The sequence below is a fragment of the Roseobacter sp. HKCCA0434 genome (assembly GCF_032464675.1).
GTDB lineage: Bacteria > Pseudomonadota > Alphaproteobacteria > Rhodobacterales > Rhodobacteraceae > Pontivivens.
Genome location: NZ_JAWDKL010000016.1, coordinates 1 through 15849 on the forward strand (window position 1 = coordinate 1; position 15849 = coordinate 15849).

Annotated in this window: 1 protein-coding gene; it reads right to left on the reverse strand. The window is 66.9% G+C overall.

Annotated elements, in window-relative coordinates:
- A partial coding sequence (locus tag RX333_RS10975; protein ID WP_316014983.1) for a hypothetical protein occupies positions 1 to 15782 on the reverse strand: 15782 nt, incomplete at its 3' end.
- Positions 15783 to 15849: the final 67 nt, after the last annotated feature.

A 15849-nucleotide genomic window follows, 5' to 3' on the forward strand; every position in this document is an offset into this window, starting at 1 on the left:
ACCCGGTTGTCGCCGTCCGACAGCGTGATGCTGTCGCCCGCGCCGCCGCCGATCACCGCGTCCGACCCGATGCCGCCGGTGATCGTGTCCGCGCCGTCCCGCGTCGTGCCGCCGCTGCTCAGCAGGACCGCGCCGAGCGTGGTCACGTCGTGGCTCACGCTGCCGCTGTCGCCGAGGATCAGGTTCGCCCCGTCGCCGGCCGTGATCGCGTCCGCGAAGCCGCCGCCGAGGATCATGTCGACGCCGCTGCCGCCGGTCAGGGTGTCCATGCCGTCGGTCGCGTCCGACAGGCTGACCAGCGTCCCGCCGATCAGGTCGATCGAACCGCTGTCGCCCAGCAGGCGGTTGTCGCCGTCGCTCACGCTCGCGCTGTCCGCACCGCCACCCATCACGACCACGTCATCGCCGGTGCCGGTCGACAGGATGTCGTCCCCGTCGCGCGCATCGGCCACACCGGTCACGACCAGCGCCGCGAAGCTCGAAACGTCGTGCGAGATCGTGCCACTGTCGCCCAGCACCACGTTCGCACCCGCGCCGAGCGTCAGCAGATCGGTGCCCGCACCGCCCGCGACGAGATCCGCCCCCGTGCCCGTCGTGATGTCGTCCGCGCCGTCCGTGTCGGCCGATGCGCTCTCCAGCTGGCCGAGCACCGCGTCGATGCTGCCGCTGTCGCCCAGCACCCGGTTGTCGCCGTCCGACAGCGTGATGCTGTCGCCCGCGCCGCCGCCGATCACCGCGTCCGACCCGATGCCGCCGGTGATCGTGTCCGCGCCGTCCCGCGTCGTGCCGCCGCTGCTCAGCAGGACCGCGCCGAGCGTGGTCACGTCGTGGCTCACGCTGCCGCTGTCGCCGAGGATCAGGTTCGCCCCGTCGCCCGCCGTGATCGCGTCCGCGAAGCCGCCGCCGAGGATCATGTCGACGCCGCTGCCGCCGGTCAGGGTGTCCATGCCGTCGGTCGCGTCCGACAGGCTGACCAGCGTCCCGCCGACCAGGTCGATCGAACCGCTGTCGCCCAGCAGGCGGTTGTCGCCGTCGCTCACGCTCGCGCTGTCCGCTCCGCCGCCCATCACGACCACGTCGTCGCCGGTGCCGGTCGACAGGATGTCGTCCCCGTCGCGCGCATCGGCCACGCCGGTCACGACCAGCGCCGCGAAGCTCGAAACGTCGTGCGAGATCGTGCCGCTGTCGCCCAGCACCACGTTCGCACCCGCGCCGAGCGTCAGCAGATCGCTGCCCGCACCGCCCGCGACGAGATCCGCACCGGTGCCCGTCGTGATGTCGTCCGCGCCGTCGAGATCGGAGGCATCGGCGGTAATCGTCCCCGTCTCGGCGTCGATCCGCCCGCCATCGCCGAGCAGGCGGTTCACGCCACCCTCGACCACGAGCACATCGTCACCGCCGCCGAGGATCACGGCGTCCGAGCCGCCACCCGTGCGGATGTCGTCCGCGCCGTCCTCGGTATCCGTGGCGGACGCAAGCACGCGCGGGGCCGTCGTTCCGACGACATGCGTGATGGTGCCGGTATCACCCAGGATCAAGTTGTCGCCCGCGCCAGCGACGATCACGTCGGCATCCGAGCCGCCGAGGATCATGTCGGAGCCGGAGCCGAGCGTGATCTCGTCCATCCCGCCGAGCGTATCGCTCGCCGTTTCCAGCGAGCCGTTCAGGCGGTCGATCGTACCGCTGTCGCCGAGCACGATGTTGTCGCCCGCGCCGCCACTCAACGTATCCGATCCGCCGCCGAGCATGACGATATCGGCATCGTCTCCGGTGGTGATCAGGTCGTTGCCGTCGAGCGCGTCCGACGCGCCGGTCGCCACGAAGAGGGCGAAGGCTGCGTCGTGAGTCAGCGTGCCGTGATCGCCCAGGATCACGTTTGCGCCGCTGTCGCCGTCGACGGTATCCGCCCCGGCTCCGGCGATGACGATGTCCGCACCGCTTCCTGCTTCGATCAGGTCGGCACCGTCGAAGATGCTTGCCTGCGTGGCGGTCAGGCTCATCGCGGTGACGTCGACCGTGCCGCTGTCACCGAGAATGCGATCGGAGCCCGCGCCCGCTTCGAGCGTATCCGCACCGCCGCCGAGCAGGACGATATCGTCTCCGCTGCCGGTGATGACCGTGTCGACGCCGTCGCGCAGATCGCTCGTCGTGTTCAGAGTGCGCAGCGCCCGCGTTGCGGTGTCGAACAGAACCGTGCCGGTGTCACCAAGGACCGCATCACCTCCGTTTCCGGTGCGAATGAGGTCGCTGCCGCTGCCGCCGAGCACGATGTCGGAGCCGGTCGAGATGCCCCCCGCGACGGCGATGACCAGCGTGTCGTCCCCGGCCTGCATATCGGAGGTCGTGGCGATCTCGCCGATCTGGTCGTCTATATGGCCGCTGTCGCCCAGCACCACGTTGTCGCCATCGCCGAAGGCCACGATATCCCCGGCTCCGCCCGCGATGACGCGGTCTGCACCGCCCAACAGGGTGATCTCGTCGACGCCGTCGCGCGCGTCCGCCGCGCTCTCGGCGCGCAGCAGGGTCGTCGCGCCGACCACATGCGTCACGGTGCCGGTATCGCCGAGTACGATGTTGTGGCCCGCGCCGCCGGTCACGGTGTCCGCACCGCTACCTGCCAGGATTAGGTCGCTACCGTCACCCGTCACGATGCTGTCCGCGCCGGCCATGCTGTCCGAGGCGGTGGTCATCGTGCCGGTCAGCGCGTCGATCGTGCCGCTGTCGCCGAGGATGCGGTTCGTGCCCGCGCCCGCGTTGAGCGTATCGCCTGCGCCGCCGAGGATCACGGCATCGTTGCCCGCGCCGAGCGTCACGCTGTCGATGCCGTCGCGCACATCGGCGGCGGAAGTCGCGGTGCGCAGCACGTTGCCTGCGTCCCAGGTCACCGTGCCGGTATCGCCCAGAACGACATTGTCGCCCGCACCGCCAGAGATCGTGTCGTTCAGGCTGCCGGCGAGGATAATATCGGAGCCGCCGCCCGTGGTGATGCCGTCGGCTCCGGCAACGCTGTCGCTGGCGGTCGTGGCGGTTCGCGCGACCATATCGACGCTGCCGCTGTCGCCCAGCACCACATTGTCGCCTGCGCCCGCATTCAGGATGTCACCGCGCCCGCCGAGGATCACGACATCGCTGCCGGTCCCGCTGGTCACCGTGTCGATGCCGTCGCGTGTATTGGCAGTCGAGCTCGCGGTCAGCACGACATTGCCCGCGCCATGCGTGACGACGCCCGTATCGCCGAGGATGGTGTTGTCGCCATCTCCCGCCTGGATCGTGTCCGCCAGGCTGCCGCCGATCAGGATATCGGCGCCGATGCCTGCAATCAGCACATCGGCGGCGGCGTCACCCGCGGTGCTCGCCGCCGGGGTGAGGTCGAGATAGGTCGCCGAGCTGGCCTCCATCCGCCCCGCGACCACGTCGATCAAGCCACTGTCACCGATGGCGCGGTTGTTGCCCGCCCCCAGTTCCGCTCGGTCCGCGGCACCGCCGAGGATCGCAATGTCGTCGCCCTCGAGCGCACGCATCGTGTCGCGCCCATCGAGTGCGTTGCTGTCGGAGGTCAGCGAGATCAGCGTCTCCGCCCCGATGGCGAAGCGGATCGTACCGCTGTCGCCGATCGCGGCATTGTCGCCCGCGCTCAGGTCCATCTCGTCCGCGCCGGTACCGGCGATGACGAGATCGGCGCCGGTGTTGGAGCCACTGGCAACTCCACCGCTCAGCGCGACGACGATCCGGTCGTCGCCGTCCTCGCTCGACGCGGCCGAGCTCATCTCGCCCGTTTCGCGATCGATGCGGCCGCTGTCACCCAGAACCCAGTTCGCGCCGCCGCCCATCGCCACTAAGTCGTCGTCGCCGCCGAGGATGACGCGATCCGCACCCTCAAGCAGCGTGACCGTGTCGCGACCATCGAACGTGTTGGTCTCGCTCGACATGAAGCGCAGATCCGTGCCACCGACCTGGTGGGTGATGTTGCCGCTGTCGCCCAGCACGAGGTTGTCGCCCGCACCGCCCGACAGGGTATCCGCACCCGTGCCGAGGATGACCAGATCGGCCCCGCCACCTGTGGTAACTTGGTCATCACCCGAGAAGAAATCGACCACCCCGGTCATGCTGCCCAGCGTCGCGTCGATCGTGCCGCTATCGGCCAGCACGCGGTTGACGCCCTCGCCCAGGTTGGCCGTATCGTCGTTGCCGCCCAAGATGACGTGATCGTTGCCGTTCGTGGTGGTGACGATGTCCGAACCGTCGCGCACGTCGCCGGTGGAGCTCATGCTGCGCAGGACGGGCGTGCCGCCGGTCCAGGTGACCGTGCCCGCGTCTCCGAGGACGATGTTGTCGCCCGAGCCGACCGAGATCGTGTCGGTGAACGAACCGCCGATGACCAGGTCGACGCCGCCAAGCGCGGTAATCGTGTCGTCGCCAGCCGTCGAGCTGCTAGTCGTGGTCGCGGTCAGCAGCGTCAGGTCCAGCGTTCCGCTGTCGCCCAGCACGATGTTGTCGCCCGCGCCGACATTCGCCTCGTCCCGGTCGCCGCCGAGGATCGCGTAGTCGCGCCCGGTGCCGGTCGTCAGCCTGTCGAAACCATCGGCATTGTCGCCGGTCGAGCTGAGGCTCAGCGCCGTGTTGTCGGTGACGAGGAAGGACACGCGGCCGGTATCGCCGAGGATGACGTTGTTGCCGTCGCCCAGCGTCAGCACGTCGTTGCCGTAGCCCGCGATCACCACATCGTTGCCGATGCCGGTCGTGATCGTGTCGCTGTTGGCGGTCGTGGCATCTGCATCGGCGCGGGTTTCGGCCACGCCGGTCACCAGGTTCAGCGTGCCGGAGCCGCCGAGAACGCGGTTCAGGCCGTTTCCGAGATTGGCGATGTCGTTGCCGCCCCCGAGGATGACGTCGTCCTTGCCACCCAGCGTCGTGACGGTATCGCCCCGGTCGCCGCTATCGCTCACCGATTGCATGGTGGAGGTCGCGAGGGTCGTCCGGTCATGCGTGATCGTGCCTGTATCGCCCAGGATGGCATTGTCGCCCGCACTCGCATTGACGGTATCAGCCTGGCCGCCCGCGATGACGATGTCGCGGCCCGTGCCGGTCGTGATCGTGTCGCGTCCGGCGAAACCGTCCGCCAAGCCGGTCATGAAGGCCGAACGGGTCTCGATCGTGCCGCTGTCGCCCAGCACGCGGTTGTTGCCCTCGCCCAGATTGGCCGTGTCCGCACGGCCTCCGAGGATCACGAGGTCATTGCCGCCCAGCGTCGTGACCACGTCATCGCCGTCGCCGGTCGCGCCGACCGACTGCATGGTGAAGCCAACGAAGGTCAGCACGTTGTGCCGGATCTCGCCCGTATCGCCGAGGATCGAGTTGTCGCCCGCCCCCGCGTCGATCACGTCCGAGCGCGAGCCGCCGATGATCGCGTCTGCCGATGCCCCGGAGGAGATCGTATCGTTGCCGCCGAACTCGTCCACCGCGGAAATCAGCACGCCGGTGAATGGCGTGATCGTGCCGGAATCTCCGAGCACCGCGTTGAAGCCATCGCCCAGCGTGATCGTGTCACCCTTGCCGCCGCCGATCACCCGGTTGGTATCGTCGCCTGCCGTGATCTGGTCGCTGCCATCGAGGACGTCGGACGTCGCCGTCATCGAGTTGACCAGCCCCGCCGCGACGATGTAGCCGATGCGACCCGTGTCGCCGAGGATGCTATTCTCGCCCGCACCTGCCGAAATCGTGTCGTTGGCGGAGCCTCCGACGATCATGTCCGTGCCGCTGCCGGTGGTGATGCTGTCGCCGCGTGCATCCGTGTTGGACGCCGATTCCAGGTAGCCGCTGACCAGCGAGATGGTGCCGCTATCGCCCAGCACCCGGTTGAACCCGTCGCCCAGATCGGCCGTGTCGGCCTTGCCGCCGAGCACGACGACATCCTCGCCTGCCCCGGTGGTGACGGTATCGTCGCCATCCTCGGAGTTGTTGAGCGAGAACAGGTCGACGGCCGCGAAGGTGGTGGCGTCGTAGCGGATCACGCCCGTGTCGCCGAGGATCAGGTTATCGCCTTCGCCCGCGATGACGGTATCGGACGCGGCCCCGGCGATGACGATGTCGATCTCGTCGCCGGTGGTGATCGTGTCGTCGCCCGCGTCGATCGCACTGTCGGTCCGCACGCTGCCAGTCGTGGCGTAGATCTGGCCGGTATCGCCCAGAACGACGTTGATGCCCTGGCCAAGATCGGCCACGTCGTCGTTGCCGCCCAGGATCACGCTGTCGCGACCACCACCCGTGGTAACCGTATCGGCACCGTCCGCGCCGCCGAGGCTCGAGAACACGGTGATCAGCGTCCCGGTATCCGCGGTCATGTAGAGGTCGCCCACGTCGCCCAGCACCACGTTGTCGCCATTGGCGAGGTCGAGCGTGTCGTCGCCCGAACCGCCGATGATCAGGTCGCCATCATCTCCGGTCGTGATGGTATCGTCGCCGCCGCGCGTGTCCGTGCGCGCGCTGAGCAGGAAGATGTCCTGGCGGATCGAGCCGTTGTCACCGATCGCACGGTTGATGCCTTCGCCAAGGTCGGCGGTGTCGTCGCCGCCGCCCAGGATAGCGAAATCCGCGCCGTCCAGTGCCGTGACCGTGTCGTTGCCGTCCTCGTCGGTGATCTGCGCGTCGAGCCGAATGATCATCGCGTCGATCGCGGCCAAGTCCGCGGCCACGCGGGCCGCCTCCTCGGGGCTCGCGTCCTGCGCGGGCAGGAAGTTGATCTGGGTGCGCCGCGCGGCGGCATCGAAGGTGATTGTCCCGTCATCGCCGAGGATCGCGTTGCGGCCCTGGCCGACCGAGATCGTGTCGTTCTCGGCCCCGCCGATCACCAGATCGGCGCGGTCGGTCAGCAGATCGCCGCTGGCCGACGCGGTGCCGGTCAGGATCGTGTCCGCCCCGCCCGAGAAGGTGGCGATGGCCGTCGCGGTGCCGCCAACCAGATCGATCGAGGCGAGGTCGCCCGACACGATGTTGGTCCCGGTGCCTGCGTCGATCGTGTCGCTGCCCTCGCCGCCGAGCACGACGTCGTGCCCTCCGCCGGAGGTGATGATGTCGTCGTTGCCGAACTGGCTCGCGACCGAGACGACCTGCAAAACCGCCTCGAGCGGCCGCGACCCGATGACATTCGCATGGTCGCCGATCAGCGTGTTGGTGCCCTCGGTATCGGTCAGCTCGTCGACCTGCCCGGTGCCGCCACCGCCGCCGATCAGGATGTCCTGACCCGCGCCGCCGGTGATGGAGTCCGCGCCCTGGTTGGTCGAGGTCACGCCCGATGCGGCGACGCCCTGAAGCACGCGATTGCCCGACAGCGTCAGCTCCGAGAAGTCGCCGACCATGATGTCGGACCCGCCGCCACCGGAGATCGCGTCGCTCTCGCCACCGCCGAGCAGGATGTCGTTGCCGCCATCGCCCGAGATCACATCGTTGCCGTCCGACAGGTCGACCGCGTCCACGACCACCACGCCGGGGAAGCTGAGATGCAGGTCGGAACTCGCCACGTCGATCGCGACGCCGTTGTGGCTGACCGAGAGGCGGCCGCCCGAGATGAGGTCGTTGCCGAGGTTGCCGCGGATCTCGTCCGCACCGTCGCCGCCCTCGATCACATCATCGCCGAAATGACCCCAGATCGTGTCGGTGCCCGCGCCGCCGATGATCAGGTCCGCGCCATCCTCGGCCGCCGCCGCGTTCAGCGCCTGGTCTGTGGAGAGGCCGTCCGCGCTCATTGCCGCGCCCCAGCCATAGGCCCGGTTCACTCCGTCGCCCAAGAAGATGCGGTCGGAGCCCGCGCCGCCCTCGACCAGCACGTCGTCGCCATTGGCGGTGATCGTGTCGTCACCTGCACCCGCATAGATGCGCACCTCGCCCGACGCGCCGCCGGTCGAAATCGAGTCCGCGCCCGCGCCGGTGAAGATCGTGTGATCGCCGGAGCCGACCGTGATCGTGTCGCCGTCGCTACCCGCGATCGCCTGGGTGTCGAGCGTATAGTTGGACTTCAGCTGCTCCAGCGTCATGCCCAGATCGCCCGCCGCACGGGCCATGATCGCCTCGGCCGCGGCCTTGTTGAAGCCACCGGCCGCGAATGCCGCCGCGAACTCGTCGCGCAGACCGTAATCGTCGTCGCCGAAGATCAACGTGTCGCCGGTTCCGCCCACGGTGATGGTGTCGCTGCCCGCGCCGCCAAAGATCCAGTATTCGCCCGTGGCACCCGCGCCCGCGGTGATCGTGTCGTCGCCCTCGCCCGCGAAAACGACGTGGAAGCCATGATCGGACAGCGTGATCGTGTCGGTGCCGCTGCCGGTATAGGTCAGCGTGGGGATCGGATTGCCGCCGTTGTTGGTCATGCCCGACATGTCGATGGTGTTGTCGCCATCGCCGCCGGGAATGATGATCGCGTTGGTCGCGGCGTCGAGCGAGGCGGTCTGGCTGACGCTCCCCGCCTGCCAGGAGACGCCGACGGGCGAGTTCGGACCAGTGATGATGATTGTGTCGTTGCCGTCCTCGACCTGGTTGGTGAAGCTCAGGCCGGACCGCGAGCCGACATTCAGGATCGCGGTATTGTTCGTCTCGGACACGTCCGAGGAAATCTCGCCCGGAATGGGCAGACCGCCGAAAGTGAAGCCCTGGCTGAAATTGAAGATGTTGATGGAGAAGCTGGCGGACAGCTTGCCGACGCCGATCTTGCCGCCAGCCGATGCGCTGAAGCCGAAGCCCGCCTCACCCTTGAACACCAGTTCCATCGCCTCGACGAAATCGCTGGCGTCGAGCGCGGCCTCGCCCACGCGGATGACCTCCGGAATGCGCAGCTTGCCGTCGTTGTTCGGATCGTTGAAGCCGAGACGGAAATAGGCATTTCCGTCACCGCGCAGGAAGGCGGACGCAATGGCGATCGAGATCGACGCATAGGCGCTGAACCCGATCTCGAAATCGACGAGACCGCCATCGGAGCTGTCGATGAACACCCCGTCGAGCAGACGCTCGGCCTGCAAGGTGTCGATGAAGTTGACGATCCCCGACATGTCGTAGCCGACGGTGAAGCCGGCGAAACCCTTGCCGTAAACGCTGGCATCCAGCGCTCCGCGCAGCGGCGAAACCACCTTGCTCGGCAGCCCGGCGGAGGCGATCAGGTCGCCCACGATGCTGACGTCGAACTCGAAGTCGATCAGCGAATAGGTCGCGGTGACGAGGTTCACGTCCTCGTAATTGCCCAGCAGCAGCGCGATGACGTTGGACGGATCGGTGATGATCGGCAGGTCGATGGTCAGACCCTTGCCGCCGAACCGGCCATTGACCGTCGCGCTCGACGAGGTCTGGACCAGATCGTCGCTGTCCAGATCGCCCGCATTCTTCGAGCCGTTGGCAAGGCCATCCTTCTGACCCGCGAAATCGAACGTGCCGAAATTTATCCACCCGCCCGAGTCGACGATGTCGTCCACGAAGATGATGATGTCGGCGATCGTCTGCCCGATTGCGACGACAGGGAAGACGTTGGCCAAGGCGTCGAGCGCGAAGCTGATCGGCGCGGTGTTGAGCGCACGCGCCACATCCGCCAGCGGATCGATGATGGGGTCGATCGGGTCGATGATCGGCTTCAGGAAAGCGTTATAGAGCTCACGCCCATCGAGGCGCACGTCTTCGAATGTCAGCGTGTCGAGCGTGAATTTCGGGCCGGACCGCGCGGTGTCGAAGCTTGCCTCGACCACCAGTTCGGTCATCACGGTCGGGATCGCCGCGACGCCGCCGATGGTAATCGGATCGCCCGTGGTCGGGTTCAGTACCTCACCCTTCAGCTGCAATTCTGCAAAAGCGTCGGCAGAGAAGCCGAGGCCCACCAGGTCGCTCATCTTGAGGGCGGAGAGGCGGATCTCCTTGTCGTACTCGACGACGTCCGCACCCTTCATCACCGTGATGCCGCTCAGATCGCGCGCAGCGGTGCCCTGGTCGCCGAACAGGTCGGCCTCGAGTGCCGCAGTCAATCCAACACGGCCGCCCGCGTAGCCACCCTCGCCCGGCGCGGCGGTGAAGCCGCTGGCTGCCTTGTTCGCGGTGTCCACCGCCGTGGCGGAGAAGCGCAGCAGGTCGAACATGGTGAACGAACCCGCGAAGGTACCAGCGTCCACGGTGAAGTCGATCGAGATCTCCGCCTCGTCCTCGTCATTCAGGAGGTAGAAGCCCTTGGAGTCGATGCCGAAGCCGATATTCGCCGTGTAATCGAGCGACAGGTCGAGCGCGGTGCCCTCCTCGAACTCCAGATCGAAGCCCGGAATCCCGATGTCGAAGCCCGCATCGAGCGAAGCCGAGAACAGGTTGCCCGAGAAATTGAAGTTCCCGTAGAGATAGCTCTCGTTCGTGGCGCCCGACGTGTCGAGGAACGCCTGCAGGTAGGTCACGCCCGACGTTCCAAACAGATCGTTCATCGCATCGTTGACGAAGCCGGTCAGCAGATCGACCGTTGTCGGCAGTGTGCCGTCCGCCTTGGGCTGGTTGGCATATTCCAGCGCGGGCGCGATCAGGTCGTAGCGCAGATCGTCGATCACCGACAGGCCCGCCGACAGGCCGTCGCCGATCACCGGCAGCGTGATGTTGTCGAGGAAGCCGGAGATCACCTTGTCGGTCTGCGCCAGGATCAGGTCCAGCCCGTTCAGCACCAGGCGCGGATCGTTCAGCAGCTCCAGCACGTTGATATCGGACAGGCCATCGGCCAGCCCGTCGAGGTTCAATTCGATATTCGCGGTCGGATAACCCGCGCCCGGATCCTCGAAGAACGTGACGAGGTCGCCCTCGAAATTGCTCAGCACATCGTCGATGTCGAAATTGGCCGCGGTGATCCCGTCTTTGGTCTGGATCAGCGGTGCGACATAGCTGAAGCCCGCATCGTCGCCCAGCAGGCCGAGATTGTCATCGATGGGCAGGTCGATATTCACACCGATCTTCACGTCCGGGATGAACAGGTCGAGAGGGTTGGCGAGATCGCCGAGCTTCGACAGGTCCAGTTGCCCGTCATTCGCGTCGCCATCCGCGTCCGCCAGCGCGATACCGATCCGCGCCGCGTCGCCCGAACCGTCGCCGGCGTCGATCAGGGCGGTGCCGCCGGTCACGGTCGCCTCGACCGGCCCAAGGCCCAGAACCGCGTTGATGGAATTCTCGGCGCCCGCCTTCAGCTCGAACCGGACCGAGGTCTCGTCGGTGTCGAGGAACAGGCGCACCTTGCCGTCCCCCGCGCTCTCATAGACCGCGTCGGAGCGGGCGTCGGCACCGTCCAGCTCCTGCCCGTCCTCGAAGCCGAGCATCCGCGCGGCGTTCGAGCCGTCGAGCTCCTCGATCTCGAACTCGACCGTGTGGCTGACATCCATGCCTTCCAGCGAGAAGGTGATCGGGTCATAGCCCTGCGCCTCGGCGAAGTCAGTCGCCTCGACCTTCAGCATCCCGCCGTCGACGCTGATGTCGAGCAGCTGGCCGATCGCGACGGTGGTGCCCGGCACGGCGTTGGGATCGATGGCCGAACGGGCGATCGACGCATCGCGCATCGCGGCCTCGATCGCATCGGCGAGATCTTCCGCGGTGGTGCGCGCGCCGTCGGCCGCAACCGTCACGGTCGCGCTCTCGCCGCCGATTGTCACGTCGAAGCTGTATTCCAGAGCCGCGTTGCCCGGCGCGATGGTGCCGACAACAGTCTGCGTACCTGCAACATCGGCACTGTCAAAAGTGCCGGTGCCGAACAGCGCGTCGAGGCCCGTGCGGTCGCGCGCAGTCGCGTCCTGGTCCACAATCACGAATTCGCCCGTCGCCGCGTCGAAGGTGAAGGAGGTGTTGGCCCCGGTCCCGTCGCCCAGCGTCGCATTGCCGAAGCCGGTGCCGACCGCCGCATCGATCAGCGCGACCACGTCGGCAACCGTCTCGGCCCCGTCGAGGTCGATATCGACAAGGCTGCGTGCACCGGTGTCGCGGTCGATCCGGGTGATGCGAAGGTCGTTGCCCGTCGCCCCGATGACCGACCCGACCGAGGCGAGCAGCGCCAGGTCGGTCGTCGTCTCGGCCAGATCGGTCGGTTCGGCCAGCAGGCCGGACAGGTCGATGCCGAAGCTGAGATCAAGGATCAGGTCGGTCGTCAGCGACAGCTCGGCATCGCCGCGCGCATCGACGAGGCCGGTCACGAACTCGGCAACGTCCGCACCCAGGATCGTCTCCAGCTCATCGCCCAACAAGGCGGCGAGGTCGATCGCGAAAGGCACCGTCTCGGTATTGCCGTAGACGAGATTCAGATCGAAGGTCAGCACATCGGTCGCGCCGTCCCAGGCCAGCTCGACCGTGTCGTCGCCGAACACTTCCTCCAGCTGCGCATCGACCTTGTCGAGCGTCGCCTGCGGATTGTTGCGCGCGTCCTGCACGCCCTTCAGGAAGTCCTCTGAGAAATTCGCCACGTCCAGCAGCGAGAAGTTGAGGATCGGGATGTCCTCACCCAGGAAGGGCAGTTGCGTCTCGAGCGTCTCGCCGACCTGCACCAGCAGGCCCGCAATGTTCGTCAGGGTGTCGAGCGTGTCACCGGTCTGCAGCCCGATCAGCGCTTCGGCCACGGGGCTGTCGACTACCACCGTCCAGCTGTCGGTGTCGAACAGGTCGGGGGCCGCCACGGTGACGGCGTTCACCGCATCCTCGGTCAGACCGCCCAGTCCCGCGACCTCGATGGACACGTCGCCGAAATGCACGACGGCAACATTGCCGATCTCACCCGCATCGAAGGCGTTCTCGTAGATGTTGTCGTTGAGCTTGAGGTTACCACCCGACAGCACGACCTCTCCGCTTTCGGTGGTGATCGCACCGCCGCCCAGTTCGAGCTGACCCACCAGCTCGCCCGCATAGCCGTCACCGATCTTGTCGAATATCTGCTGGAGAGAGACCGAGTTGGAGAAGCTGCCGCCCTCCTCGGACGTCATCGTGGCGTAGAGCTGCGCATCGACCACAACAAAATTGTCGGTCGGCGTATCCGCGCCGATCTCCGCTTTCACCAGCCCCAGATCGGCAGTCGCGCTGAGCGAAGTCGCAGCCGCGTTCACCCGCCCGAAGACGGAGGTGTCCTGCAGGTAGACGTGATCCGCGAAAGTCGTGGAGCGGTCGAGGTCCCCGCCATTGTCCGCCCGCTCGTTCAGCGCGTCGACCGCATCGCCGATCAATGCTGCCACGTCGACGGCCAGCGCGGTGTTCAGTTCGCCCGACAGCAGCACGGCGAGATTGGTGTTGAGGTCCAGCCCCGCGATGTCGCCGAAGCCCAGCTCGTCCATGTTGAACGATCCGGCGAGGCCGACCATCGCGCCGACCTCGGGCAGCAGGATGACAAGCTTGCCGTCTTCGGACAGCGACAGCTTCGTGTCCGGCAGCACTTCGTCGAGTTCGCCATTCGCCCAGTTCACCAGCCCGTCGAGGCTCAGCGCGCGTACCGCATCGTCGACGGAGGCGATGACCTCGGCCCCGGCCTTGTCGACGTCGATCAGGCTGTAGGCAAGCTTTCCGCCCGACGCGGCGACGTTCAAGTTGAACTTCTCCAGCGCCGCATCCGCCTTGGCCGCGAGATCGGCAAGGGAGGCGAAGCCGGTACCGGCGTCCACCCGGACCTTGCGCTTGACGCCCGCCTCGTCGGTCACGTCGAGGACCAGTGCCTCCATGCCCGCAAGCTCGGTCACGTCGATATCCGCGGACAGTGCCGAGGTCACGGCAGCGAAGGAGGCCCCTGCGTTCAGTCCGAAGAAGGCCGCCTCGACCCCCGCATCCTCGACCACTTCGAGCGAGATGTCCGCCCCCGCCACGTCCGGCGTCAGCACGAACCGGTCCGCCGCATCGAGCGACACGCTAACCCCGAACGCGTCGAGCGCGGCATCCATCGCCGCGGCGATCCCGGACAGATTGGCGAACGGACCGCTGACCGTGATCGTGCTGGTCGACGTGCCGACAGTGACATCGAGGTCGAAGCTTCCCAGCGCGGTCAGCGCGGCCTCGTCTGTTTCACCACCGGTAATCGAGTCCTGCGCGGTCTGCAGCGCGACGCCCGTGTCCAGCCCCGCTGCCGACAGATCGACCTCGAAGCTGGTAACCAGTCCGACGATCGTGTCCGAAATCGGCGCCAGTGCATCGCCCAGCGACAGGTCGGTGAAGGGCAGCTCGACGTCGAAGATGTCCTGGCTCAGGAAGTTCTGGATCTGCGACACGGTCGCGCGCAAGACATCCTGCATCTGCGCGGCCCCGTAGGCTGCGAACGCATCGACCGCGGCCTCGACCGCCGCGCGGATCGTGCCGTTCGAGATGCCCGCGAATTCGCTCGCCACATCAAGTGCGACGGAGTCGGCGAAGGCGCTGACGAAATCATCCTGGGCCGAGCCGAGGATCGCCTCGACCCCCAGCACCAGGGCGAAGTCGCGATCCGTCTGATTGGCCGCGTCGAACGCATCGGCGTCGAGCACGGCACTGACCGCCTGCGTGTCCACGTCGCCTGCGATCGTCACCTCGATCAGGCGGTAGCTCGTATCGTCCGCGATGGCGGTGAAGCCCGCGCCGCCGATCTCCTTCACCGTCGTCGCCACACTGATCGGATCGACGTTGAACGAGTTGCTGAGCGATCCGGTCGAATAGGTGAAAGTCGAGCTCAGCTCGATCGAATCCACGCCCGTGGTCGCGATCTTCACCTCGGCCATGTCGATGGTTTCGAGCGAGCCGCTGACGAAGCCCAGCGACAGCGACGGCCCCGCCCCCGCGCCGTCGTAGATGCCCGCACCGCCTGCCACGATCTCGGGCAGGACGAAGTTGTCGGCAACCAGCTTCACGCCCGTCTGGGTCGTGCCGCTCATCACCGCTTCCTTGGCGATATCGAAGCTCAACTCGGTGGTGGTTCCGTCCAGCAGCGCCTGCGTCAACTCGGTGGTGTCGAGCCCGAAATCGACCGAGCCCAGCAGCACGTCGAGGTTCAGGCCCAGCTGCGCCACGTCCACGACCACGTTGACCTTGGACGTGCCACCATCGTTGGTGAAGGACACGACCGTCTCGCCATCGCGGACGACGTCGTTCAGGTCCAGCTCGAACAGCCCGCCCAGCGGGGCGGCCAGCACCGCCGTCTGCAGGTCGACGCGCAGCGCGTCCACATCTGCACCCGTGACCGCCGCCGACACCTTCGCATCGATCAGCGCGTCGAGCGCGGTTTCCAGTGCGGCCTCATCCGTCAGGTTGTCGAAGGTCAGGATCGACTCGATATCCGTGCCCGTGAAGGTGATCGACACATCGTCGAGATCGCCGCGCACGCCGTTGCTGCCCGCAGTGTCGAAAGAGCCGATATTGCTCGCGATGCTGTCCTTGTTGGCCTGCACGAACGTGTCGAGATTGGCCTCGAACGCGGCCTTCGCCGCTTCGACCGTGTCGCGGATATCAGCGAGCATCGCCTCTGCGGTCGCCTGCGCGCCGGCCAGGTCCGTAGCGCCGCCGACCGCGCTGTCGAACCCGCGCGCATCGAAATCCGATCCCGCGTCGAGCAAACCGCCCGCGACCTCGATCGCCTGGGTCAGCGTGTCCTGATAGTCCGAGAAGGTATCCTGCAGCTCCTGCGTCTGCGCATCGAGCGAACCGACCACCGCATGGAAGATGTCGAGACCGGAGGCCGCGCCGGGATCTAGGTCCAGGGTGGCATCGAGCATGATGCGCGGCTCCATCGGGACCATCTGTGCCTTCATCGCGGCCAGAGTGGCTTCACCCAGACGCTTCTTGGCGATGTTCTCGTGCTTACCCATGGTCTATGTCCCGGACAGAATCGACGGTGTATTTTCTATGCATATTGCAACCGCGGGGCGGCGAAAT